Raw genomic sequence first — 23,778 nt, forward strand, 5'->3', positions numbered from 1 at the left:
CTCCACCTGGACAGCGGCGCCGACTATCCCTTCCCCCCTTCAGACCGGCGCGCAGGCGACCGGAGGTAGCCTTATGCCCATTGCGCGCTCCATTGTCCCCGCCGGCCTGCTGGTCGCGACACTACTGCTGTCGGCCTGCAGTCCCGACACGCCCGCGCCCGAACCGCTGCGCACGGTCAAGCTGGAGGCCGTCGGGGCCGGTTCGGCCGCCGCCGCCTCGCGCTTCGTCGCCACCCTGCGCCAGGAGCAGCGCGCGGAATTGGCGTTCGAGAACGGTGGGCGCATCGCCGAGATCGCCGTGGACGTGGGTGACCGCGTGCGCAAGGGCCAGGTGCTTGCGCGTCTGGACGCCGAGCCGGCGCGGCTGCGGCTGGCACAGGCCGAGGCGAACCTGCGCGCGGCCACCGTGCAGGCCAGGGAACGGCAGATCCAATTGCAACAACAGCAAGCGATGTTCGAGGACGGAGCGATTTCGCAAGCGACGCTGACCAGCGCCCAGGTCGCCGACGACTCGGCACGGGCGCAATTGCGCGTGGCCGAATCCGACCGCGCGTTGGCTGCACGCGCGCTGCGCCAGAGCGAGCTGCGTGCGCCGTTCGACGGCAGCGTGGTGGCCCGCCAATTGCAGCCCCAGGCCGATACCTTGGTCGGGCAGACCGTGCTGCAGGTCGAGGGCCAGGGCCAGCCGCAGGCGCTGGCGACGCTGCCGAGCTCGGTCGCGCAGGGCCTGGCGCCAGGCGCGCTGGTGCGGGCGATGCGCTCGGACGCGCCGCAGGCGACGTTCGAGCTGCGCTTGCGAAGCGTCTCCTCACGGCTGGAAGGCGGTGCCAGCGTCCAGGCAATCTTCGACGTGACCGAGGCCTCGGTACCGCTGCGCAGCGGCGACAGCCTGCTGCTCGCGCTTTCGAATGAGTCCGCAGTCGACCTGTCGGTGCCACTGCAGGCGGTAGTCGGACAACAGGGCGAGGATGCGGTGTACGTCTACGATACCAAGGTGGGCACCGTGACCCGCCGCCGCGTCGAACTCGGCTCGGTCGAAGGCGAGCGCGTGCGCGTGACCGCCGGCCTGCAGCCAGGCGACCAGGTGGTCACCGCTGGCGGCGCCTTCCTCAGCGACGGCCAAGCGGTGCTGCCGTTCCGCTCCGCTTCGCGCCTGAATGAAGCGGGGCGCCCATGAAGCTGACCCATTCGGCCCTCGGTGCCAGCCGCCTGACCCTGTTCGCCGCGCTGATGGTACTGGTCGGCGGCATCGTCACCTTTCTCGGATTTCCTTCACAGGAAGAACCTACGGTCACGATTCGCGATGCATTGGTGACGATTTCGCATCCCGGCATGCCCAGCGAACAGGTCGAGGCCCTGCTGGCCAAGCCGGTCGAGGAGCGCCTGCGCGAGATCGGCAGCCTCAAGAGGATCGTCACCACGGTGCGGCCCGGCACCGCGACTATCCAGCTCACCGCCTACGACCACGTCAAGGACCTGCCGGCGCTGTGGCAGCGCGTCCGCGCCAAGTCGGCTGAGGCCGGCCAGGCCCTGCCAGCCGGCAGTTTCGGGCCGTTCGTCGACGACGACTTCGGACGGGTGGCGGTGGCCTCGATCGCTGTCACCGCGCCGGGCTTCGGCATGAGCGAGATGCGCGAGCCGCTACGCGACCTGCGCGCGCAGTTGCATACCTTGCCTGGCGTCGAGCGGGTGACATTCTATGGCCTGCAGGAAGACCGGGTCTACGTGGCGTTCGATCGCGGGCGCCTGGTCGAGGCCGGGCTGAGCCCGGCCTCGGTGATGCAGCAGTTGCAGGCGCAGAACGTGGTCGCGCCCGGTGGGCTGGTGTCGGCTTCGGGGCTGGCGATGACGGTGGCCACTTCCGGCGAGTTGCGCAGCACCGAGGAGTTGCGCCACTTTCTGGTCTCGGTGTCGGACACATCCGGTGCGGGCGGTACGCGCGAGGTGCCGCTGGGACATCTTGCCCGGATCGAGGTGATGCCGGCCGATCCGCCCGAGAGCGCCGCGGTCTACGAGGGCATGCCGGCGGTGGTGGTCGCGGTGTCGATGGCCACCGGCTACAACATCGGCGACTTCGGTGCGCAGCTGCGTACTAAGCTGGAAGAGACCGCACGGCAGTTGCCGGCCGGCTTCGAGCAGCACGTGGTCACCTTCCAGGCCGACGTGGTCGCGCGCGAGATGGGCCGCATGCACCAGGTCATGGGCGAGACAATCCTGATCGTCATGGTCGTCGTGATGCTGTTTCTGGGTTGGCGCACCGGTCTGATCGTCGGCGCGATCGTGCCGCTGACCATCCTCGGCGCACTGATCGCCATGCGCGCGCTGGGCGTGGAACTGCAGACGGTATCGATCGCGGCCATCATCATGGCTCTCGGCCTGCTGGTGGACAACGGGATCGTCATCGCCGAGGACATCGAACGACGGTTGGCCGCCGGCGAAGAGCGCCGCCATGCATGTATCGAGGCCGGCCGCACGCTGGCGGTGCCGCTGCTGACCTCCTCGCTGGTGATCGTGATGGCGTTCTCGCCGTTCTTCATCGGCCAGACCGCCACCAACGAATACCTGCGTTCGCTGCCGATCGTACTCGGCCTGACCCTGCTCGGCTCCTGGCTGCTGAGCATCACGGTGACGCCGCTGCTGTGCCTGTACTTCGCCAAGGTGCATCCGTCCCACGGCGAGGGTGCTGGCCAGTACGATTCGCGCTTCTACCGCGGCTACCGCCGGATCATCACCCGGGTGCTGGACCACAAGGCGCTGTTCATCGGCACCATGCTGGTGCTACTGACCGGCGCCGGCGTTGTGCTGGCGTCGATCCCCTACGACTTCCTGCCCAAGTCCGACCGACTGCAGTTCCAGATGCCGGTGACCCTGCAACCTGGTAGCGACTCGCGCGAAACCCTGCGCACGGTGGAGGCGATGAGCCGCTGGTTCGCCGACGACAAGGTCAATCCAGAGGTGACCGATAGCATCGGCTACGTCGCCGACGGCGGTCCGCGCATCGTGCTGGGCCTGAATCCCCCGCTGCCGGGCAGCAACATCGCCTACTTCACCGTCAGCGTCGCGCAGGGCACCGACATCGAGCAGGTGATCGACCGCACCCATCGGTACATGCGCGAGGCGTTTCCGCAGGCTCGCGCCGAGCCCAAACGCTTCCCGCTGGGTGCGACCGAGGCCGGCGTGGCCATCTACCGCGTGGTCGGCCCGGACGAGGCGGTGCTGCGCGAGACGGGCGAGCGCATCGCCGCGGCGCTGCGCGGGTTGCCTGGTATTCAGGACGTCTACGACGATTGGTTGCCGCGCGTGCCGCGCTACGTGGTCGAGGTCGACCAGCTCAAGGCGCGCCGCGCCGGCATCAGCAGCGAAGACGTGGCCCAAGCACTGCAACTGCGCTACAGCGGCCTGCAGGCCTCGCTGATCCGCGACAACGGCGTGGCTGCGCCGATCGTGTTGCGCGGCGATGCGCGCGAGCGCGATGCCGCGGGCAGCCCGGCCGATACGTTGGTCTATCCCGGCGCGGGCGGCGCGCCGCTACCGTTATCGGCGATCGCGTTGGTCTCCACGGCGAGCGAGCCCTCAACGATCATGCGCCGCAACCTGGTGCGCACGCTGACGGTCACCGGCCGCCATCCCAGCATGACCGCCAATGGAATCGTCGCCGAGATCGCGCCGCAGATCGATGCGATCGAGCTGCCGCCGGGCTACCGCATCGAACTTGGCGGCGAGATAGAGGATTCGGCTGAAGCCAACCAGTCGCTGCTGCAGTTCATGCCGCATGCGCTGATCATGATCCTGCTGTTGTTCGTGTGGCAATTCAATTCTTTCCGCAAGCTGTTCATCGTGGTGGCGAGCATCCCGTTCGTGCTGATCGGCGCGGCCCTGGCGCTGCTGCTGACCGGCTACCCGTTCGGCTTCATCGCCACCTTCGGCCTGCTGGCGCTGGCCGGCATCATCGTCAACAACGCTGTACTCCTGCTCGAGCGCATCGAGGCTGAACTGGCCTCGGGCCTGGCGCGGCGCGAGGCGGTGATCTCGGCGGCTGTGATGCGGCTGCGCCCGATCGTGATGACCAAGCTGACCTGCATCGTCGGCCTGATCCCACTGATGCTGTTCGGCGGTCCCCTGTGGACCAGCATGGCGATCACGATGATCGGCGGCCTAGCGCTGGGAACACTGGTGACGCTGGGCCTGATTCCGATCCTGTACGACCTGCTGTTCTCGCTGCGCGTGCGCAGCGGCGGCAAGTCCACGAATGGGGAAGCGACCGCATGAGTTTCCCCTCCGCCATGCATGCACGCCGACTCCGGTCCGCGTTGCGCCACGACCAGGAGGCTTTGCGATGACGCAGGCATGGCTACGCCGCGAGGCCAACGCTGACGGACACGCGGCCTGGATTGCCGGCGGCGACTGGACGATCGAGCACTACGGCCGATTGGCCACGTTGGTATCCGACGCGCGCGCAAACCCCGGTGCGCAGCGCGCGGTGCCGTTCCTAGACTGGACGCAGGTCCGCCAGCTCGACACCGCGGGCGCGGCGCTGCTGGTCGAGATGCTCGGCCCAGTGCTGGCGCGCGAGCACCTGCGCGCCGATCCACGGCTGGAGCCGGAACGCCGAGCCCTGCTGGAGGTGCTGGTGGACGCTGCGGAGGCCCAACAGGTCGCGGGGCACCCTGCGCTCGATTCCGCGCCTGCATGGCTGCGCGGCATCGCGGGCATCGGCGCAACGGCCGAGCGGGGGCTGCATTCGTTACTGGATCTGGCCGGCTTCGTCGGCCAGATCCTGGAGACTTGGCTGCGCATTGCGCCGTACCCGCGGCGCTGGCGGCTGACTGCGGTGGTCGCGCAGATCCAGCGTGTCGCTGTCGATGCTGTGCCCATCGTCGCCCTGCTGAGTTTCATGGTCGGTACCGTGGTCGCCTTCCTCGGCGCAACCGTGCTGGCCAACTTCGGCGCCAGCATCTTCGCCGTGCACCTGGTCGCGTTCTCGTTCATGCGCGAGTTCGGCGTGCTGCTACCGGCGATCCTGATCGCCGGGCGCACCGCCAGCGCCTACACCGCACAGATCGGCTCGATGAAAGCGAACGAGGAGATCGACGCGCTGCGCTCGGGAGGGTTGAACCCAATCGAGCTGCTGGTGTTGCCGCGGGTGCTGGCACTGCTGGTCTCGCTGCCCCTGCTGACCTTGGTGGGCGTTCTGGCGGGCATCGCTGGCGGTGCCGCGGTCTGCGTGCTGAGTCTCGACATCTCGCTGGCGCAGTTCCTGGCCATAGTGCAGGACAAGATCGAGGTGCGGCATTTTCTGGTCGGGCTGAGCAAGGCACCGTTCTTCGCCGTCATGATCGCCGCGATCGGCTGCCACGAGGGTTTCAAGGTCTCCGGAAGCGCGCAGTCGGTGGGCGACCACACCACCTCGAGCGTGGTGCAGTCGATCTTCGTCGTGATCCTGCTCGACGCGCTGGCGGCGCTGTTCTTCATGGAGATGGGCTGGTGAGCGGCCTTTCGAACGGAACGGCAACTCATGCCATCGAGGTGCGCGCGCTGGACAACCGCTTCGGCGAGCAGCAGGTGCACCAGAACCTGGACTTGGACGTTCGGCGTGGCGAAATCCTGGGTGTCGTCGGCGGTTCGGGCACCGGCAAATCGGTCCTGCTGCGTAGCATCGTTGGTCTTCAGCGCCCGCATGCCGGCGTGGTCCGCATCGAAGGCCTGGATCTGCTGCAGCTCCACGGCGCAGCGCGCACGCATCTGGAACGGCGCTTCGGCATCCTGTTTCAGAAGGGTGCCCTGTACTCGTCGCTGAGCGTGACCGAGAACGTCGCCCTGCCGCTGATCGAGCACGCCGGCCTGCCGCGTGCCCAGGCCGAGCACCTGGCGCGCAGCAAGCTGGCGCTGGCTGGCCTGCCACCGGATGCCGGCGACAAGTCGCCGGCATCCCTGTCGGGTGGCATGGTCAAGCGTGCGGCCTTGGCGCGGGCGCTAGCCTTGGACGCGGGCATCCTATTCTTGGACGAGCCGACGGCAGGACTGGACCCGATCGGCGCAGCCGCGTTCGACCAGCTGATTCTGACCTTGCGCAATGCGCTGGGGCTGACCGTGTTCCTGGTGACCCATGACCTGGACTCGCTCTACACGATCTGCGATCGCGTGGCGGTGCTTGCCAATCGGCAGGTGCTTGTCAATGACAGCATCGAGGTGGTGGAGCGCTTCGACCACCCCTGGATCCAGGCCTATTTCCACGGACCGCGCGGCCGCGCGGCGGCGCAGGCGCGCGCCGGATCCACGAGCGCGGCGCCGCCGTGATGCGCGGGTCCGCCTCCTTCCCCCGACCGCGGTCGCGCGCGCCTGCGCCGAACAGCCGCATGCCTATCAGAGAGGTGCACTGAATCATGGAGCCCCGTGCCCGCCACGTCGCCATCGGCGTCTTCGTCCTTTTCCTGGCCGCGCTCGGCTTCGGCGTCGCGCTGTGGCTTGGCGACGCCCGTTCCGACCGTGACTTCCACTACTACCGCGTCATGTTCGACGAGCCGGTGACCGGGCTCTCGATCGGCAGCCCGGTCCAGTACAGCGGCATCACCGTCGGTGAGGTCGCTGCTTTGTCACTGCTGCCCGAGGACCCGCGCCGGGCCATCGCCCGTGTGCGCATCGAGACCTCGATTCCGATTCGCCAGGACACCCGGGCCGAACTGGTGATCACCGGCATCACCGGCGCTGCGGTGATCGAGCTGAGCGACGGTGGTCCTGACGTGCCGCTGCTACCCAGGAAAGAGGGCGAGGAACCGCTGATCCTGGCGCCGCGCTCGGCTCTGGCTTCGCTGGTCTCCGGCGACGGCAACACCATGACCACGATCAACGGCATCTTGCTGCGCACGCATGAACTGTTCTCCGAAGAGAACGTGGCACTGGTGCATAAGACCTTGGTGAACCTCGAGGACACCACCGGCACGCTCGCCGGACAGCGCACCGAGCTGGCCGGGCTGGTCAAGAACCTGACCGAAGCGAGCCGGGAATCAACCGCGGCACTGCGCCAGGCCAATGCCGTGATCGACGATGCCCAAGCGATCCTCAACGAGGAGGGACGCCCCGCACTGGCCAGCACGCGTGAGGCCATGGCCTCGCTGGAGCGTAGTTCGGCGCGGATGGAAGCCCTATTGCAGCGCAATGCGGCCTCGCTGGATCAGGGCATGGCCGCTACCGGCCCGGCGATGAACGAACTGAGGCAGTCACTGGCCAGCCTCAACACCGTGCTGCGCCGTCTGGATCGCAACCCCGCCGGCTACCTGCTCGGCAGCGAGAACATCGAGGAAACCACCCCATGACCCATGCTTCCCGCAAGCTGCCCGCGACCTTCGCGGCGCTCCTGCTCGCCGCCACGCTGCCGGCCTGCAGCATCCTGCCCAAGCAGGCGCCAGCCGCCACCTACCAACTGCCGTTGCAGCACCCGGCACAGGCGCGCAGCGGCGTACATGGGCCGCGCGCCGATGGCCCCATACTGGTCATCCATTCCCCGGCGAGCAATCGGGTGCTCGATTCGGACCGGGTCATCATTGCCCAGCCCGATGGACGCCTTGCGGCCTGGCAGGGACTGCGCTGGGCCGATACCGCACCGGTCCTGCTGCGCGACCGCCTGGCCGAAGCCTTCATCCAGGATGGACGACTGACCGTGCACGTGGACAGTGCGGCGCCCGCCGCCGAACTGGACCTGCTCGGCGCGCTGCGGGCGTTTCAGGTCGAACAGCGCGGCACCGCGCCGGTGGTGGCGATCCGGCTCGACGCGCAACTGGCCGAGCGCGACCGTGCGGGCGCCGGCGTCAGCCGGCGCTTTGAGGTGGTGCATGCCGCCGCGAGCAAACGCGAGACCGACGTGATAGCTGCGTTCGGCGCCGCGTCGGATGCGTTGGCTGCCCAAGTCGTCGACTGGGTCCTGGAGCAGCCCACGGCATCCGCCACCGGTTCGGACGCGCGCGCGCGCCACGCCGACCTGCCATCCCCCGCTGCGGCCGAGTCGTCGCACTCGACTAGGTAAGCTGCCATGCCCAAGTCCGTCCACAGCTACTGGTCACCCGAGCCCATCGCCGTTACCCAATCGCCGAACTGCAGGAGCTCGGCTACGACTGCGCCTTGGTGTCGCCAGAGCAGGTCGCGGTGACGAGCGCCCAGACTTTCGGCGCGGCCCGGATCCTGCAGTGGATCGTTGATCCGGCCAAGTTCATCGTCTCACTGAAACAGCTGGCACTGCGCGCCGGTATCCGCATCCACGTGCGCAGCCAGGTCTCCGGCATCAACGAGGTTGGTGCGGGAGTGCGCGTCGATACCTTCGCCGGTAAGGTGACGGCCGCCAAGGCGATGCCGTGGGTCAGCGCCTTGCCGCCGTCACATTCACAAGCCTGCCAGGTTCCGCCTGCAGCCTTTCTGCTTGGGGTTCTATCATGACTGATCAGCGGCAAAGACATCGCCTAGTGATCGTTGGAGGGGGCGTGGCGGGGCTGGAGATTGCCAGCGCATTGGCCCGCCGATGGCGACGTCCGGGAACGCCCACAGTCACACTGGTCGATCGGGATTCGGCCCACGTCTGGAAGCCTATGCTGCACATGATCGCGGCAGGTACGCGCGATGTTTCGCAGCAGCAAACACCCTACTTGGCGCAGGCGCGCGATACCGGATTCGTCTACCAGCCTGGCGAGCTGTGCGGCCTGAATCGGGAACGGCGAGAACTGCAGATCGCCGCAGTCTACGCTGACGACGGGCGACTTCTGATTCCCGGCCGCATAGTTGGATATGACACTCTGATTATTGCCATCGGCAGTCAAGCGAACGACTTCAGGACGCGTGGTGCCGCAAACCACTGTTACCGGATCGACTCGCGCGAGCAGGCCGATGCATTCAACCGGGAGATTCGACTTCGTGTCCTGCAGTGCGTGGCGCAGGATGCCCAACTCTCAATCGGGATAGTTGGCGGCGGCGCCACAGGCGTGGAGTTGGCTGCCGAATTGGTGCAACTGGCCGAATCAGCGGCGGCGTATGGCGCCCACGACCTGATGTCGCGCATGTCAGTTGCTTTAATCGAGAGCGGACCGCGATTACTGGCCGCCTTTCCCAAAGACATCTCTGAAGCTACCCGAGCGCGTTTGGAGCAATTGGGTGTCCGTGTGTACACCGACACACGGGTCAGCGCAGTGGATGCCGATGCCTTCCTGTTTAGCGACGGCACTCGGCGGGAGGCATCCCTAAAGATCTGGGCGGCCGGGGTCAAGGCTGCGAACTTGCTGTCGAATCTAGCGGGGCTGGAAGCGAATGCTATCAACCAGTTACTGGTACGGCCCTCGCTGCAGACGACGCAGGACCCGCGGATCTACGCCGTGGGCGATTGCGCGAGCCTTACTTTGTCGGGCAACCAGCGCTCCTTGCCGCCGACAGCACAGGTTGCACATCAGCAGGCGCAATACCTCATCCGCCAACTTCCGCGCGTGATCGAGCGAGGCTTGACGCCCCCTGACTTCGTGCACCGCGACCTTGGATCCCTGGTGTCACTAGGCGAGTACGACGCATTTGCGTCGCTGGGCAAGTTCGGCCTGCTCAAGGGGACAACGCTACGCGGAAGGCTGGCGCAGGCCAGCCATGTGCTGCTCTATCGTAGCCACCAGGCACGCCTGCACGGGATCATTCGCGGTAGTCTCTTGTGGCTGGTTGATCAGCTCAACGCACGTTTACGTGGATCGATACGACTTGATTGAGCGATTGGAAGGAATTGGTGAGTTGGATATCCAGATAGTCGACACTGAGACCACTGCGTTCGTATGCATGAGCACGAGAGCACCGAGCGTCAGGACACCTTCCACATGCTCTGGTCATCCAGCAAGCATATGGCGCCGAAACTATGAGCACTCATAGACTTCATGACGACGGAGATTTTAAAGGACTAGTACCTGGAACTAGCCCAACGATGGCCCCTTTGGCCGACCGACTTCCCACGATGCCCCGATACCGTGCATCGTCGCTGCGAGTTGCTGCCCCCGCCGCTGTTCGATCACAGGCCGCCACGGCACCAGGCTGAACCCCATGCCATCATCGAGCATCGCATAGCGCCCGCTGGCAAGCATGACGGAGCGCCGGTAGATGCCTGCAACGCGCTGCCCGTCCGTGGCGGGCCGATGCGCCAGGCCGGTTTCGGCGGCAATGTCCTTGGCGGCCTGCGCCAGTTCCCGATTGCGCAGCGTGCCCAGCAGGTTGCGCGCCAGGATCACTCGCTGCCCGCGCCGCTCCGCCAGCCCCTGTTCTTCAAGGAAGTCGGCGCGCTGTTGCAGGGTGTTCTTGACCTCGCCACCAAAGCCCAAGTCGCCCAGCCCCTTGCCGCCGCCGATCAACTGCTGGTCGAGCCAGGTGGCTCCGATCACGCGCGCCTGCAGCTCGATGGACAGGTGCGATTTCAGCTCCACGGCGACGCCGCCCAGCCGTTGCGCGTCGTACTGGCGGCCACGCTCGGTCAGGTCGTCCGGCACCTTCCATAACCCCTCGGCCACGCGCTCCACGATGCCGGCCCGGCGCAGGGCTTCCAGCCGGCGGACGTGGGCCGCGACGACTTGCTGCGGGTCGCGGTCGGGCTTGGCCCGGCCCTGCTCGATCGCCAGGTGATGATCGGTGCGGTACAGGCCATCGCTCGCCAGCGCGGCGATGTTCTTGTCGGCCGCCCGTACCTCCGCGGAACCACGCACCTCCACCACCGATCCGGTTGGATAGTTCGCCAGCTCGTCGCCGGCGTTCAACGCGACGTAGTGGGCCTTGCCGTCCACCCCGTCGATGACCAGATAGCCGCGGTCGTGCAGCTCGTCGGCCAGCCCCTTGCCGGCCACGCGGCCGACGATGGTGCGGCCGTCGTCGCCCGGCTCGAACACCGCCAGTTCGCGCGGCTGGCCGCTCATGGCGCGCTGCATGGTGCGGATGATGTCGCCACGCTCGCCCAGGGCACGCAAGGTCTTCTCCGCGTCCGCATGGACGGCCCAGGTGCCGGGCTGCACCTCGTCGGCCAGGCCCAGGCGCTGCAAGCGTTGGAGTCGGCCGATCAGCAGCAGCCGCTGGCGTTGCAGCCGGGGTTCATTGAAGCGTTCGATCTGCACCCGGCCATCCACGCCGGCCTCACGCTGCAATGTGCGGTCGAGGCTCGTCCACCGCTCCTGTTTCACCTCGCGTCCCAAGGTCTGCTGGATCTCCAGTTCGGTGCGCTGCCCCAGCCATTCGGTCGCCAGTTCGGCGGCCCGATGGCGGAAGCCGTGGGCGATGTAGTCGCCGGCGATGATGAGGTCTTTGCCGGTGTCGTCGCGTCCGCGCACGATCAGGTGTGCGTGCGGGTTGTCGGTGTTCCAGTGATCCACCGCCACCCAATCCAGCCGCGTGCCAAGGTCGGCTTCCATCCGGTTCACCAGATGCCGGGTGTAGGTGCGCAGGTCGTCCAGCTCGGCGCCGTCCTCCGGGGAGACGATGAAGCGGAAATGGTGCCGGTCGTCGGCGGCCCGCTCCTTGAAGGCATCGAGGTCGGCTTCGTCGGTCTGCGGCCCGTAGGCCCGGCCCGGTTCGCCATCGCGGCCGGCGCCGTCGCGCTCAATGTAGCGCAGGTGCCTGGCGAGCGACTGCGGGCTGGCGTTGCGCTGGTTGACCAGCAGGGTCTTGATGGTCACGCGCCGCGACATGGGCGTCAGCTTCGCCCCGGCGAAGCGCGCCGCCGTGTGGCCGCGCCCAAGCCGTGAACCGGGGCGCTGACCGGCGCGTGCGCCGCTGCCGCCGGCTGCGGAATGGCGCATCGAGGACTTGCCGCTGCTGGCCTTGCCTGCCTGCTTGAGCACCTTGGAAACGAAGCTCTGGCCCTGACCCTTGCCCCGGTTCTTCGGGGCGCTGGGGCGTACCCGGAAATCGTCGTCGCGGCGGTCGCTCATGGCCGCGCATCCTGCAAGCTCTGGCGTGTCCTGTCGTGCGAAGCACGCGGACATGCCTGCATTGGCGCGACCTTCGCGCCCCACGCGGCACGGCGGCGAAGCCGCTCCGTGCCGCGCCACCCCCATGTGCAGACAGGCTTTCGACGCGGCCTAGTGCCGCGTCCTTTTGTCTTGCCTTCCGCCTTTGCCCTTCGCTGTCGCTCCGGGCGTCGGCGGCCCGGCGGCGCTGTGCTGCTTGCAGCCAGCACGCCGACGAACGCGCCAATGGCCGCAGGCCGGGCGCGTTCGAGGCAAGACGCCTGCACGTTGGACGACTGCGCCGGATGTTGCGCGAAGTGCGGCGCGGATGCGCTCGCACTGCACGCGCGACGACACCGCAACAGCAGCCGGAACGACACGCCCGATGGCACGATGAGATGCACGGCAACGTGCAGCGATTCGGCGGCCATCATGGGCGTGCCTCTAGCCAGAGCGGATGCGCGGCGCCGATCACGGCGGATGCGCTGACCGGCCCGAAATAGCGGCTGTCGAACGACGCCGGATTCGTCACGCTCAACAGGAACAACTCGCCCGGTTCGAGGCGGCGGCAAAGCTGCAAGGATGGCAGCGGCCGGCCCAGCCGGTCAGCAGGCAGCGCGGCGGCCGTAGGCACGCCGTCGATGCGTACCTGACCGGCGATGATGCAGACGTGTTGCGGCGCGACTGCGCCCACACGTTTGAGCAACGGAATGCGCGTCGGCAGGTAGCCGCGCTGCGCAGCCAGTGCGGCAGCCTCGGCTGGCAGCGGCACCAGCACGATGCTGTCCACGGACAACGGACGTAGCAGCGAGGCGGTGCGCGGGTCGAACGGTTCGATGCGATACCAGCCGACCGCCACGCTGTCGGATGGGTTGTACGTCAGGCGCGGAAGCGGCGACACGAAAGCCGCCCAGGCCAGCGCAGCGAGGCCGCAGGCGGTCAGACCCGCGAGCACGATACGAGCGCGCAGGTGCGAGCGAGGACGCGGCGGGGCGGACGAAGCGGAAACGGTCGTCATGGCAGCACCTTTCCGGCGAGCCAGGCGGCGTGCCGCTCGGCGGTGTATTCGGGCAGCCGCAAGCGCGCCGCGAGCCGGTTGCCCAGCGTGCGCCAGTACGCGGGCGAGACGGCAGACGGGGCGATGCCCAGCGCCTCGATGCCGTCGATGCGTTCCAGCACGGCGCGCACGGCGTTCTCGCCCTCGGCGTGAAGCAGCAGGCGTGCGCCTGGCTGCACGCCAGGGATGCGCTGTACGGCATCGAGCGGCGTGGCGGCTTGCATAACCATGAGCTGCCAGCGGATCGTGCCGTAGTCGTTGGCCTGCCAGCGGATGCGGCACAGAACCGCGTTCGGCAAGAACACCGCGCAGCGCCGCCAGCGGTCAAGCTGGAGCGTGCGCGCCGGTTCGCCGAAGCGCAGGTAGAGCTTGAAGCGCGGTTCGATGTAGGCCAGCGAAACGCGCGTTAACGGCACGTTGCCGGCCAAGCCGGCGGGTGCCGAAGGCGCGTGCAGCAGCGCAGCCGTGGGGGCGTTCGCCGCAGGCAAAGCGGATGCGTTCATGGCGTGTTCTCCGGGGGAAACTCCCGCTCCAGCAGGCCGCGCAGCAGTTCGGCTACGGTCACGCCCTGGCCGAAGGCGGCGATCTTGATGCGTGCGCGCAGCGCGGGCGTCACGTCGAGCGTCAGGCGGGCCGTGTAAAGGTCGCCTTTGTTGAGCGCATCGGCATCCCCCTGGCGAATCCACACCTCGGCGTGCGGATTCGCGGGTGGACGCGCACCGATGCCGACGCGCTTGCTGGCACGCGAACCGTTGCGGGTGGTGCTGTCGCTGCTCATGCCGGCCACCGCAGCAGTTCATCGACCAGCGCAGCGATCTCGCGTGCGGCGGCGCTGTCTGGCGCGGTTTCGCGGGCGAGCCGGCCAGCGGCCACGCTGTCGGCAAAGACGATCCTTTGCCGAACCTCGGCGCGCAGCGCTGGCAGCGGCTGTTCCGCCAGCGATTGCCGCGCTTCGCGGCCGATGATGGTGGTGCTGACGCGCCGGTTGATGACGAAGGCCGCGCGCAGCGCAGGCCGGAAGACTTGTGCCTCGCGGATCAGCGCCACCATCTCGGCGCTGGCCCAAAGGTCATACGGGCTGGGCTGCACGGGAATCAGCACACGCTCTGCCGCCAGTAGCGCGGAGCGCGCCAGAGCGGCGATGCGCGGCGGGCCGTCGATGATGACGTGATCGGCCCGCCTGGCGAGTTCTGGTGCCTCTTGGTGCAGTGTCTCGCGGGCGAGGCCCACGGCGCTGAACAACCGGGGCAAGCCCTGCTGGCTTCTACGCTGCGTCCAGTCCAGCGAGGAACCCTGCGGGTCGGCGTCCAGCAGGACGACATGCTGGCCGCGCAGCGCGAGTTCGCCGGCGATGTGCGTGGCGAGCGTGGTCTTACCGACGCCGCCTTTCTGATTGAGCAAGGCAACGATCATGACGCGGCCTCCCATGTTGGAAAGCCGGACTTCGCCTGCCGTGCAAAACGCTGTTCGCTGTGCCGTTTCGTGGTTGTCCACCGCAACGGCGCGCTTCTACTAAAAGTTAGAGATTTATAGTTAGGTAAGTTAGAGGGGCCGCAAACCCGCGCCGTTACTGGCTTTGCGGCGTTTTCGTACTCCTGATAGCACGATAGGCGTACTCCCGATAGCACGATACCCGGTACTCCTGATAGCACGAGGCCGTCCACAGGCTTTACCGCAGTTATCCCCGTGCCGTATGCAGCACGGGCCGGAAGGTCAGCAGTTCCAATCCTTCTTCCGGCATCGCCTCGATGCCGAGGACGTAGCCGGGCAGCGACTGCCGCGCCACCAGGACGCGCAGGTCGTATGCGAAGTCCGAGAAGCGCGCCGCGCTGCCGGACTTGCGGTGCAGGTGCCGGAAGTCGAACTGCCAGCCGTGTTCCTGCCGCCCGCCGTGCTTGCGCACGAGGCGGTACAGCCACCGCTCGATGCCGCCCTTCAAGCGGAAATAGGCCGGGTCGATGGTCAACACCAGGGCGGCGTCGAGCACGCCCGCGTAGAACCAATCTGGCAGGATTAATTCGATGCCCAGCGGCACGCCGCTGGTGTCGGCCAGCTCGCGCCATTCGTTCACCCAGGAAAAGCGGTGCAAGCGCCGGCCGGTGGTTTCGCGGATGGACGTGGCAACGCTGGTCGATTGCAGGCGATCCAGCGCAGCTTTCAGGCGCAGGTAGTCGTTGAGGGATGTTCCTCGTCCAATGAAGCGCAGGATCTCGTAGGGCGTGGCGCGTATCCAGCGCGACGGGCGAATGCTCGCGTCGCGCGCCTCCACGATCTGCGAGGCGGCCCATATCAACACGTCGGCATCCCATATCGTGGCGATGCCGTGCTCGGCCGTGCCTTCCACGCGGATGGTGATGTTCCCGCTGCGGAAGTCGATCGGCGCTGTGCGCCGCGACTTCGCCAGCGAGAAGAACGGAAAGGCCATGAGGTCTTGACTGTCGCGCGGCGCCATGTCGCCGGGCAGTGCGCGGAACAGGTCGAGCTGTTCGCGCTGCTGCAATCGCTGCCCCGACGGCAGCGATGGGCTGGACATGACGATGGCCACCGGCGAGCCGACGATCAGCGGCCATCACGGTAGTCGCCCGCGTGACGCTCGGCATATTCCGGGTCGGACGTGGCCTCGTAGCTGCGCTGGTCGGCCCAGGCATCGAGGTCGGCCACCGCGTACATGACGCGGCGGCCGAACTTGCGGAACTTGGGGCCGCCACCGATCACGCGCTGCTTCTCCAGCGTGCGAGGACTAAGGCGCAGGTAATCGGCGGCCTCGTCGTTGGTCAGGTAGCGTTGGGGCTGCGCTGGCGCAGCGACAGCAGCTGCGGCAGACCGCAAGGGAGCAGGTCGCATGGGATGTACCTCCATCAAGCCCAGCCACACCACGCGGCCGGATAGAGGCACTTTCAAGAAAGCTAGGCTTCCTGTTCAGGGACGTTTTGCAGGGGATGCGGCGCGTCCCTGTGCAACAGACGGAAGCTGTGCCAGGCGGCGATAGCCGCCGCGCATCAGCGCATCGCCCCGGCGCACCAGCCGGCGAACGCGGGCACGCAAGGCGCTGTCCGCGTGCCAGTCGTCCGCGACCGCATCGGCGCCGAACAGCCCTTCGGCCACGTCGCGCAAGGACGCGCCCGCCAGGGTGCCGTCGAGCGCCTGGAGCGTGTTCAACTCCAGCAATGTGGCGAGTGTCGGTCGTGGCCGTGCCATTCCCGCGGGTAAGGCGTCGCCAGCGGTGGCCAGCTTGTCCAGCTCGGCCGCCAGCGCCTGATAGCGGACGCAAGGTGTGGTGCAGGCTCGGATGGCATAGGCGTAGGCCATGCCATCGGCCAGGCCGGGAGCGATCACCAGCCGCAGGCAGCAGCCCGGCCAGCGTGCCAGCACCACCAAGCGCTTGCCATCGTGGATCAGATGCTTCTGGCCGGGAATGCGCCAGAACGCGAAGGCCGCCGCATCCGGCGGCGGGTCGGCGTCCGGGTAGAGCTGCACGACGGCATCATGGTCAGGGAACCAGGTCGGGTGCGCGTCGCGCGCATCCAGGGCAGGATCTTCCAGCAGGCGCAGTCCCCAGCGTCCGGCGGCCTCTGGCTGTCGGCGACGGCGCAGCCAGTCGCGGCGGTAGTCGGGGTGGCGGCGCAGGTATTCCCACGCCAGCGCGGGGCCGTCGAGGTGCAGCGTGTAGAGATACGCGGCGGTTGGATACCAGTGTTCGGCGCTCGGGTCAGCCATGACGCAACCTCCTGTCATTCAGCAGGAACGTCGCCACGGATTCCGCCATGCGGGAGCTATCGAGTCGCCATCAAGTCGTCATCGAGATCGGGGTAAGCTGTAACTGCTGGTGTCAAGACTGATTCGCTCCAGGGCATTGCGGAAATCGTCTGAATGCGACGGCTGCGCCGCCACGAAAATGGTGCGCAGCATGGAGCACCGTGCAGCAGCCCGCGCCAAAGATCATGACTGTTTCCAGCAGAAGCGCACCGCTTCGGTGCAAGAGTGTGGATTTAGACCTTCCGGGTCTTGGGTAAGACTGAAATAGTCAGAATGCGCTGTCGTTGGCTGGGGTTGGTCAGTCGGTGATCGAGCCGTTTTCCTCGGCCAGCCGCAGGTACTCCGACAGCAGCCGCGCCGGCTGGAAGTAGCGATCGCGCATCACAGGTTGCTTGTGCGGCCCGACGATGGACGCCAGATCGGACAGCTTCACATGGCCCAGGCAGGGCATGCCTATTCCCAAGTCGATCAGCCCCCATGCCGTATCGCCATCGACCGGATCGAGCGCGGCCAGCAGCCAGGTGGCGTGCGCGTCAGGAGTGAACAGCCGTACCGTCGGCATCGGGTCGATGCTCCGACCAGCGGTGCGTGCCTCGCCGACGGCGAGCAGTTGCGCCCGCTGTTCAGCGGTGACGAGCGGCTGTGTCATGACTCGAATCCCCACGCACCCGAGCATGCACGGATACGATTTTCCACCGAAGCGCGGAACCGCTGAAGCGGATGCGTGCTTTGGCGAGAAAGCACGAAGGCACAAGCCATCGAATCCGTATATGCACGGAAACGCAGAAGCGGAATTGTGGCGGTCAGGAAAGGCACGGACGCGACTCCCGATTCCGGCGAAATCCGCAGTTGCGGATTTCAGCAAAGACATAAAAATGCACACTATAGATTGTAGCCCTATAGGGCGCAACAGGTTGTCATTCTGGATTTTGGGGAAAGTTCAGAATGACAGCGTTCAAGCCATCGTTGCCCGATGCACTGCGGCGGATCAGAAAGGCGCGTGGTCTGAGCCAGGAGGCGTTCTCGGATGTGTCCAGCCGGACTTACCTCAGCTCTCTGGAGCGAGGGCTGAAAAGCCCAACATTGAATAAAATTGAAGATGTTTGTGCCGTGCTGGATGTTCACCCACTCACGCTTCTGGTCCTTGCGTATGCAGGTAGTGATCCAAAAAGCGTCCACGAACTAATGGATCACATTGCTCGGGAAGTCTCATCATTTCCCGATCCTCAGAATAAATAAAAGGAGGTGAGTCGTGTTCAAAATTACCGGACTGGATAAGCTTCAGAAAAACCTGAAAGATGCGCAGCGCGCCTTGAGCGAGTTGGACGGCGAACTGGGAGTCGTAAACTTTGATCCAAATGATCCCGCCAGCATTGAGGGCGCAATTCAATCGGTCAATCGAATGATCGACGAGCGCTTAGGGGAATATTCTTCGAACCCTATCGTTGGCCCTCTCGCAGAACAAATGAAGGAAAAGTATCGGGAGAGTATTCTTGAAAAAGCGGCCGAAGCTAGATTGAAGTCGGACGGGGATGAGTGATGGCTAAAGACTTATTCTCGGAAATAAACAATGCAGTTCTAGACTTGCAGTCCTCACAGCTTCAAACGTACGAAAGACCTCTCAAAAAATTGGCTCAACTGCTACGACATCCCGACCTTGAGCCATACAACGCCGAGCTCACGGAAGGTCTCGACGTTGAGGCGTTCATCGCTGAAAGTGAAAAGACCGGGGGCAGCATGGTTGGAAGCGCCCAGCTTGCTTGGCCAGATGAGCCCAAACAGGCGCTGGGGTTGACGTTGCTTTTAATCGAAAAGCTGGCGGCAGATCCCGGCTACGCTACCAACTTCGGACACCATTTTTTCTATTCCGGAAAAAAGGTCATTGCTGGAATCCACGCACTTACTGGTCAGCTAATCATTCCCTTTGTGCGAGATTACAAGAGTTATATCCAGGCCAAGGGGAGCACGGATGCCATGTTAAAAGCTCAATTTTCGCGTAAGGTCTTTATTGTTCATGGTCACGATGATGGTGCTCGTGAAACAGTGGCACGATTTCTTGAGCGAATCGGGCTTGAAGCCATCATCTTGCACGAACAGGCTAACCAAGGACGAACGATTATCGAAAAAGTGGTTGCTCACAGTGACGTTGGTTTCGCAGTAGTTCTGCTTACGCCAGACGATGAGGGCTGCGTAAAAGGAGGAACGCCTGAGCCCAGAGCCCGTCAGAATGTGCTTTTGGAGTTGGGGTACTTCATTGGTCGCCTGGGCAGAGACAAGGTATGTGCTCTCAAACGCGGGGCGGTGGAAATTCCAAGCGATTTCGCCGGTGTCGTTTGGGAGACGATGGATAGCGGCGGGGGCTGGAAACAGGCACTTGCGCGTGAGCTTGAAGCTGCCGGTCATAGCATCGACTGGAATAAGGTCATGCGTGCATAGCGTTGCGCCCCGCCGCAATGGGCGGGGCGCGGTGGGCGGCCGTCAGGCCGCCTTGGGCTTGCTGCGCGACCAGATCAGGTCGTGCGTGCCGTCCTCGTTCTCGATCAGGCGGGCATAGACCGTCGCCGGGAACGAAGGGTCATCGAGCGAAACCGACAGGTACGGACGATCGGCCTGGCTGGTCTTCTTCCACGCCGCGCCGATCTCGTGGCCGGCCGCCTGAAGGTGGAAGTCGGGGGCGTTCTCGGTGTCGCCCTTGTCGTTGGGAACCAGCTTGACCTTGACGTTGAGCGTCAGGGTGCGAAGCGTGCCGGTGAAGCCGTCTTTCTCTGCGGTGAAGGTGCCGATGTTAGCCATGATGTTTCTCCTTTCGGGTTGAACAAGGTCGCGCCAGTGCGTCCTTGTTGTGATCCGGCCGGCGGGGGATGGGCTGGCCGCACCGCGCAGCGGTCGCAACACCGTGGAGAACCTGGAAGCGAAAACAATTTTTGCCGCGAGGAATGCGCGCAGCGCAGGGGAAATTGTTTTCGCTGGAAGGTTGCGGCCATGAAGCCCAAGGCGCAGCCGTTCCCTCGCCAGGATTCACGACAAGCCAAGGACGCACCGGCCGCCCGCTCCCGAATGGAGACGTCGCCAACTCGGCATCCCCGCGTGACGGCTGCACTGGCTTGTGCTCTGACGCGGGCAAGGTCAATCTCCCAACGACAGGCGAGAACGCCCCCGCCGCCGCTTGCGGCGACGTACTTGAGGCGTGGCGTGGAAGTTCCATAGGCAAGGCCGGGCGGCGTGTCGGTGAACCGCCCTTCGTGACGTAGAGGCGCGAACCGCCAGCGTCGAGGACGGCACGCCTTGGCACAACCTGCCGCAGCAAGCCGGGGCGTAGCCCCACAAGCTCCGCCCATTGCGGCGGGGAGCCATCGAAACCTTGCCCGCGCCAGCGGGCACCGATCGCCGTACCGCGCGCAATACACTTGCGCGCGCCCCCCGCGCCCCCCGGGCCCCCCCGCCCCCCCCCCCCCCCCCCCCCCCCCCCCCCACACCCCCGCCGCCGCGGCCCCCCGCCCCCGGGCGGGCGGGGGGCCCACGGCGCGATTTTGCTGTGGACGTTGAAACCGGGCGCGGCAGACCTACCGCGCCCGGTTTTGGTGAAGCCCCGGCGCATCACGCCGGGGCCATGCTGCACCCTCACGCGGCGAGTGCGTGGGCCTCCACTTCGTCGGCGGCATCTTCCGACGCATCCACGTCCTGCGCATCTTCCTGCGGCTCCGTGTCGTGTCCGCTCTTGAACACTGCGGGCATCCAGCCCGTGCCATCGGCCAGCCGTTCCGCCTCGCTGGCAATGTCGGCCTTCTTCAACTTCGCCAACCGGGTAGCGTGCGACGGCGCAAACTCGCCCACGGCTTCCAGAATCACCGCCTTGGAAACGTGCTTGAAGTAGCCTTCGGCGGTGGGCTGCCACCATGCCGCCATGTCCAGTCCCACGGCCTGCGCCAGTTCCGCGCCCGGCTGGTGCGCCGTGGCGCGGGACGTCACCACGTCCACGGTCGCCGCCACGCATACCGCCAGCAACCGCACCAGTTCGCCTTGCTCCATCGCCAGCAGCACGCCGAACAGTTCGGCGCTGTCCTGCGGCAGCGCTTCGCCCGCAACCTGCTGCAACTCGCGCAGGGCCACGGCGGCAGGCGAATCGGGCCAGTCGGGGGCCATGCCTTCCAGCCGGTCTTGCACGGTCAGGCGCACGCCCAGCGGCAGGTCGCGGCCGTAGTGGCTGTCCTGCAAGACGGACTGCACCATGCCATGCACTAGCGCGGCCAGCGCGACTTGCGGATGCCGGGCGACTTCGATTTGCAGCGCGGCGGTACGGTGCGCGCTCAGGCGCTGCGCCAGCCGGTCGGACAGGCTCGCGGCTTTGGGCTGCTCGGCGTCCTCGCCTTCGTCGTCGTTCCCGGCTTCGCCTTCCGCGCTGCCGAACCCCTGCCGCAAGCGTTCCAGCGTGCGCAGCGCCTTGGCTTCGGCTTCGCGCAGCAGCCCGCGATGAATCACGGCTTCGCCGCTGCGGTCAAGGGTGACGATGGCACCGGCCACGGCGCGCACGTCCGGGGCATAGCCCTGCAAGGCTTGCTCCACGGCTTGCAGTTCCCCGGCGACCTGTTCGCGGCGCGGTTCCAGCGCCTCGGTCTTGTCCTCGTCCTCGGCGTCATAGGCTTCTTCCAGTTCGGCGTCGATCTTATCGAGGCGGGTTTGCAGCGATGCGATGCGGCGGGCTTCGCGGGCGCTCGGTTCGCGGCGCTGGCGCGGTGCGTTCTGGAACGCCTGCCGCTCGGCGTAGCTCATGTGCGGCACGGCTTCGACCCACGCCCAACCCTCGGCGCGCACGTCCCCGGCCAGTGCATCCAGCTTGCCGCGCACCAGCGTTTCCAGCAGCACGGCGTCGGTCAGGTAGGTTCCGGCATCGCCTTCCGCGAACAGGTCGCGGCGGAGGCCGCCGCCCGCCGCCGTGTAGGCGTCCAGCCCGGCGAAGCGCACCAGCGGATGCGTGGCGTCGATTTCGCGTTCGGTCAGGCGTTCGCGCAGCACGGATGCGCCACGCTGCCATTCGGGCGCACAGTAGAACGCGGCTTCCTGCGCGGCGTGGTCGTCGGTGATGGTCAGGGCCATCAACTGTTCCAGCGTGACGGCTCCAGCCCGGTAGTCGGCCAGCAGGCGCGGCGAGACGTTGGCCAGCTTCAAGCGGCGCTGCACTACCAGCGGGGACACGCCGAAGTCGGCGGCAATGTCTTCGATGGGACGGCCTTCCTTGACCAGTGCGGCGAACGCCTCGAACTGGTCGGCCGGGTGCATCTGCTCGCGCAGCAGGTTTTCCGCGAGGCTGACGGTACGGGCCGAAGCGTCCGGCACCAGCAGGCAAGGCACCTCAAAGTCGGCGGCGATGCGCTTCTTCTTCGCCAGCAGCTTCAATGCGGTCAAGCGGCGGTCGCCGGCCACCACTTCGTATTGTTCGCCATCGGCGGCGAGGATAACGACAAGGTTTTGAAGCAGGCCGATGCGGGCGATGCTCGCAGCCAGTTCGGGAACGGACAGGCGCGGGGTCTTGCGTGCGTTGCGCTTGGAACGGCGCGGCAGCAACTGCGAGAGCGGAACCAAAATCAGGTTCTTGGTCGGGTCAGCCACTTCCAGCGGCGCGGCGGTGGTTTCGATGGCGCGGGTTTCGGTTTGGGTAACGGCGTTCATGGTGATAACTCCTAGCGGTTGGGATGCAGCAGCGAGAGAAGCGGCAAGGGCTGCTGCCTGCCCCTGCCGCGTGGGGGGTTCAGGCTTTCAACTGGCGCATGCCATCGGCCAGCAGCCAAAGCGCACGGTTGAGGCGGATGTTTTGGTCGATGCCCTGCACCGGGCGGGTTTGCTGGCGGCGTCCGTTGGCGCTGCGCCCGCGCAGGCCTCCTTGAGTCAGGTTCTCTTGCGTGCGGTTGAACACGCTCCACAAGTCCGGGCGGCGGTCGTCGAAGCGGCGCGGCATCAGGATTTGCGATTCGGTGATGGGTGCGGGCTTGTCGGGGTCGTCGTACTTGAGGGCCAGCGCGGCGCGGGCGAACACTTCGGATTCGCCATCGTTCAAGGTGATGGCGCGCATGGAATCGCGGGATTCCTTCACCCGGTCGAAGCCGCTCAACACTTCGTAAGCGCCTTCGATGACGTGCCCGGCCACGTCGCCCTTGTGGGGTACGCGCACATCGGCCACGGTGTCGCCGAATACCAATCCGTTCTGGCAGACAAAGCGCAGCAGGCCAGCCAATAATTGATAGCTGCTGGTGCCGTCGTGCGAGTTCAGCAGGACGATTTCATTGGCTTCTGCATCATTGATCTGGTTGGCATGGCGCAGCCGGATCATGTGCTTGGTGAAGTCGCGGCGGTCTTCGCTGCGCACGCGGGTCTGAGCCACCATGAAGGGCTGGAATCCTTCCTTGCGAAGCTCGGTCAGCACGGCGGCGGTGGGGATATAGGCGTACCGCTTGGAACGGCTTTCGTGCGGGGCGTCCGCGAAGATGGACGGCGCGACGCTGCGGATTTGATCGTCGGACAGCGGGTAATCGCTGCGCAGCGAGGGGGAACGGGAAGCGAATCGGGATGCGAGTTGCATGGCATTTCTCCTGACGAAAAGGGTTTGCTGTTCAAACCGCACACCGGATTCCTAGATTCGGAGCCCAGCCTTTCGGCTGTTCGGTGCGGTCGGCACGAGGAACCCGGTTGGCCCTGTTGCCACCGTCTTTCCTGAGTTCATCGCCCGCGGCCAAAGGAGCGCGCGGACGGGGGCCGTCAAGGAGACAAGCGCAGGGTTGGTGCGGCCCGCAGGCGCAGCCGAGGACACGGCCCTGCGCGCCTTGACGGCACACGGGAGCGGGCTACGGTCGCGGGTAAGGTGATGAAGTCAGGGGAGACGGCTGGACAAGGCAACGGCCATCCCTTTGTGCCGACCGCACGCAAGCGAAGCGCGCAGGCCCGAAGCTGGAAGCCGGGCCGTAGGCGTCAGCCGAGCGGAGCGAGGGAACGATGGAGGCCCGACAGGGGCGAAACCCCGTAGGGGGTTCGATG

The 23,778-nt window shown here is 66.2% G+C and carries 23 protein-coding genes; 11 read left to right on the forward strand and 12 right to left on the reverse strand.

Annotated elements, in window-relative coordinates:
- The first annotated feature begins 73 nt into the window (after positions 1-73).
- The 8 genes from ACVOLS_RS11855 to ACVOLS_RS11890 all read left to right on the forward strand — a co-directional run bounded on the left by ACVOLS_RS11855 (position 74) and on the right by ACVOLS_RS11890 (position 9,728).
- Positions 74-1,177 carry an efflux RND transporter periplasmic adaptor subunit gene (locus ACVOLS_RS11855; protein ID WP_023093950.1) on the forward strand — a complete coding sequence of 368 codons (1,104 nt, stop codon included), beginning with the start codon at positions 74-76 and terminating at the stop codon, positions 1,175-1,177.
- Entirely contained in the window at positions 1,174-4,269 is a 3,096-nt protein-coding gene (locus tag ACVOLS_RS11860) for an efflux RND transporter permease subunit (RefSeq protein ID WP_023093949.1), read from the forward strand. The genes ACVOLS_RS11855 and ACVOLS_RS11860 overlap by 4 nt, the downstream gene beginning before the upstream one ends.
- Positions 4,270-4,336: 67 nt before the next feature.
- Positions 4,337-5,488 carry an MlaE family ABC transporter permease gene (locus tag ACVOLS_RS11865; RefSeq protein ID WP_023093948.1) on the forward strand — a complete coding sequence of 384 codons (1,152 nt, stop codon included), beginning with the start codon at positions 4,337-4,339 and terminating at the stop codon, positions 5,486-5,488.
- The gene (locus ACVOLS_RS11870) at positions 5,482-6,297 is read left to right on the forward strand and encodes an ABC transporter ATP-binding protein (protein WP_198427873.1); all 816 of its coding nucleotides are present in this window, start codon (positions 5,482-5,484) and stop codon (positions 6,295-6,297) included. The genes ACVOLS_RS11865 and ACVOLS_RS11870 overlap by 7 nt, the downstream gene beginning before the upstream one ends.
- 86 nt (positions 6,298-6,383) lie before the next feature.
- On the forward strand, positions 6,384-7,313 hold the full coding sequence (locus ACVOLS_RS11875) for an MlaD family protein (RefSeq protein WP_023093946.1): 930 nt from the start codon (positions 6,384-6,386) through the stop codon (positions 7,311-7,313).
- On the forward strand, positions 7,310-8,020 hold the full coding sequence (locus ACVOLS_RS11880) for an ABC-type transport auxiliary lipoprotein family protein (protein WP_023093945.1): 711 nt from the start codon (positions 7,310-7,312) through the stop codon (positions 8,018-8,020). The genes ACVOLS_RS11875 and ACVOLS_RS11880 overlap by 4 nt, the downstream gene beginning before the upstream one ends.
- Before the next feature lie 68 nt (positions 8,021-8,088).
- Positions 8,089-8,427 carry an FAD-dependent oxidoreductase gene (locus tag ACVOLS_RS11885; protein WP_332880349.1) on the forward strand — a complete coding sequence of 113 codons (339 nt, stop codon included), beginning with the start codon at positions 8,089-8,091 and terminating at the stop codon, positions 8,425-8,427.
- Positions 8,424-9,728 carry an NAD(P)/FAD-dependent oxidoreductase gene (locus ACVOLS_RS11890; protein WP_031687786.1) on the forward strand — a complete coding sequence of 435 codons (1,305 nt, stop codon included), beginning with the start codon at positions 8,424-8,426 and terminating at the stop codon, positions 9,726-9,728. Before ACVOLS_RS11885 ends, ACVOLS_RS11890 begins: the two co-directional genes overlap by 4 nt.
- A gap of 198 nt (positions 9,729-9,926) precedes the next feature.
- On the opposite strand, the gene ACVOLS_RS11895 is transcribed toward ACVOLS_RS11890, so the two are convergent.
- From ACVOLS_RS11895 to ACVOLS_RS11935, 9 genes are all read right to left on the reverse strand, one after another.
- Positions 9,927-11,921, reverse strand: a complete 1,995-nt coding sequence (locus tag ACVOLS_RS11895) for a relaxase/mobilization nuclease domain-containing protein (RefSeq protein WP_023093942.1) — start codon at positions 11,919-11,921, stop codon at positions 9,927-9,929.
- A 448-nt stretch (positions 11,922-12,369) separates the two neighbouring features.
- A complete protein-coding gene (locus ACVOLS_RS11900) occupies positions 12,370-12,957 on the reverse strand; it encodes a S26 family signal peptidase (protein ID WP_021221528.1) in 588 nt (195 codons plus the stop codon).
- Positions 12,954-13,499 carry a DUF2840 domain-containing protein gene (locus tag ACVOLS_RS11905; RefSeq protein ID WP_021221527.1) on the reverse strand — a complete coding sequence of 182 codons (546 nt, stop codon included), beginning with the start codon at positions 13,497-13,499 and terminating at the stop codon, positions 12,954-12,956. The genes ACVOLS_RS11900 and ACVOLS_RS11905 overlap by 4 nt, the downstream gene beginning before the upstream one ends.
- Positions 13,496-13,774, reverse strand: a complete 279-nt coding sequence (locus tag ACVOLS_RS11910) for a hypothetical protein (RefSeq protein WP_031288498.1) — start codon at positions 13,772-13,774, stop codon at positions 13,496-13,498. The genes ACVOLS_RS11905 and ACVOLS_RS11910 overlap by 4 nt, the downstream gene beginning before the upstream one ends.
- Entirely contained in the window at positions 13,771-14,409 is a 639-nt protein-coding gene (parA, locus tag ACVOLS_RS11915; RefSeq protein ID WP_021221525.1) for a ParA family partition ATPase, read from the reverse strand. Before parA ends, ACVOLS_RS11910 begins: the two co-directional genes overlap by 4 nt.
- Before the next feature lie 265 nt (positions 14,410-14,674).
- A complete protein-coding gene (locus ACVOLS_RS11920; RefSeq protein WP_037022138.1) occupies positions 14,675-15,529 on the reverse strand; it encodes a replication initiator protein A in 855 nt (284 codons plus the stop codon).
- Between the two features lie 26 nt (positions 15,530-15,555).
- Positions 15,556-15,840 (reverse strand): helix-turn-helix domain-containing protein, encoded by a 285-nt coding sequence (locus ACVOLS_RS11925; RefSeq protein WP_031288493.1) that lies wholly within the window; start codon positions 15,838-15,840, stop codon positions 15,556-15,558.
- Positions 15,841-15,915: 75 nt separating this feature from the next.
- Positions 15,916-16,713: a DUF2285 domain-containing protein gene (locus ACVOLS_RS11930; protein WP_021221522.1), complete on the reverse strand. Its 798-nt coding sequence runs from the start codon at positions 16,711-16,713 to the stop codon at positions 15,916-15,918.
- 337 nt (positions 16,714-17,050) lie between these two features.
- Positions 17,051-17,401 (reverse strand): DUF2958 domain-containing protein, encoded by a 351-nt coding sequence (locus tag ACVOLS_RS11935; protein ID WP_014859394.1) that lies wholly within the window; start codon positions 17,399-17,401, stop codon positions 17,051-17,053.
- A gap of 296 nt (positions 17,402-17,697) precedes the next feature.
- On the opposite strand from ACVOLS_RS11935, the gene ACVOLS_RS11940 reads away from it, so the two are divergent.
- Genes ACVOLS_RS11940 through ACVOLS_RS11950 form a run of 3 tightly spaced genes read left to right on the forward strand, consistent with a single transcriptional unit; the run spans position 17,698 to position 19,188 of the window.
- Positions 17,698-17,991, forward strand: a complete 294-nt coding sequence (locus ACVOLS_RS11940) for a helix-turn-helix domain-containing protein (RefSeq protein WP_081672349.1) — start codon at positions 17,698-17,700, stop codon at positions 17,989-17,991.
- A 13-nt stretch (positions 17,992-18,004) separates the two neighbouring features.
- Complete coding sequence (locus ACVOLS_RS11945) at positions 18,005-18,292, forward strand: hypothetical protein (RefSeq protein WP_014859395.1); 288 nt, start codon at positions 18,005-18,007, stop codon at positions 18,290-18,292.
- On the forward strand, positions 18,292-19,188 hold the full coding sequence (locus ACVOLS_RS11950; RefSeq protein WP_062166963.1) for a TIR domain-containing protein: 897 nt from the start codon (positions 18,292-18,294) through the stop codon (positions 19,186-19,188). Before ACVOLS_RS11945 ends, ACVOLS_RS11950 begins: the two co-directional genes overlap by 1 nt.
- Before the next feature lie 42 nt (positions 19,189-19,230).
- Here ACVOLS_RS11950 and ACVOLS_RS11955 read toward each other — a convergent pair whose 3' ends face one another.
- The 3 genes from ACVOLS_RS11955 to ACVOLS_RS11965 form a co-directional block, all read right to left on the reverse strand.
- Positions 19,231-19,545 carry a DUF736 domain-containing protein gene (locus ACVOLS_RS11955; protein WP_014859397.1) on the reverse strand — a complete coding sequence of 105 codons (315 nt, stop codon included), beginning with the start codon at positions 19,543-19,545 and terminating at the stop codon, positions 19,231-19,233.
- A gap of 828 nt (positions 19,546-20,373) precedes the next feature.
- Positions 20,374-22,419 (reverse strand): ParB/RepB/Spo0J family partition protein, encoded by a 2,046-nt coding sequence (locus ACVOLS_RS11960; RefSeq protein WP_021221519.1) that lies wholly within the window; start codon positions 22,417-22,419, stop codon positions 20,374-20,376.
- A 79-nt stretch (positions 22,420-22,498) separates the two neighbouring features.
- A complete protein-coding gene (locus tag ACVOLS_RS11965) occupies positions 22,499-23,326 on the reverse strand; it encodes a DUF932 domain-containing protein (protein ID WP_021221518.1) in 828 nt (275 codons plus the stop codon).
- Positions 23,327-23,778 lie beyond the last annotated feature (452 nt).

It is taken from the genome of Stenotrophomonas sp. STEN038, assembly GCF_056759895.1.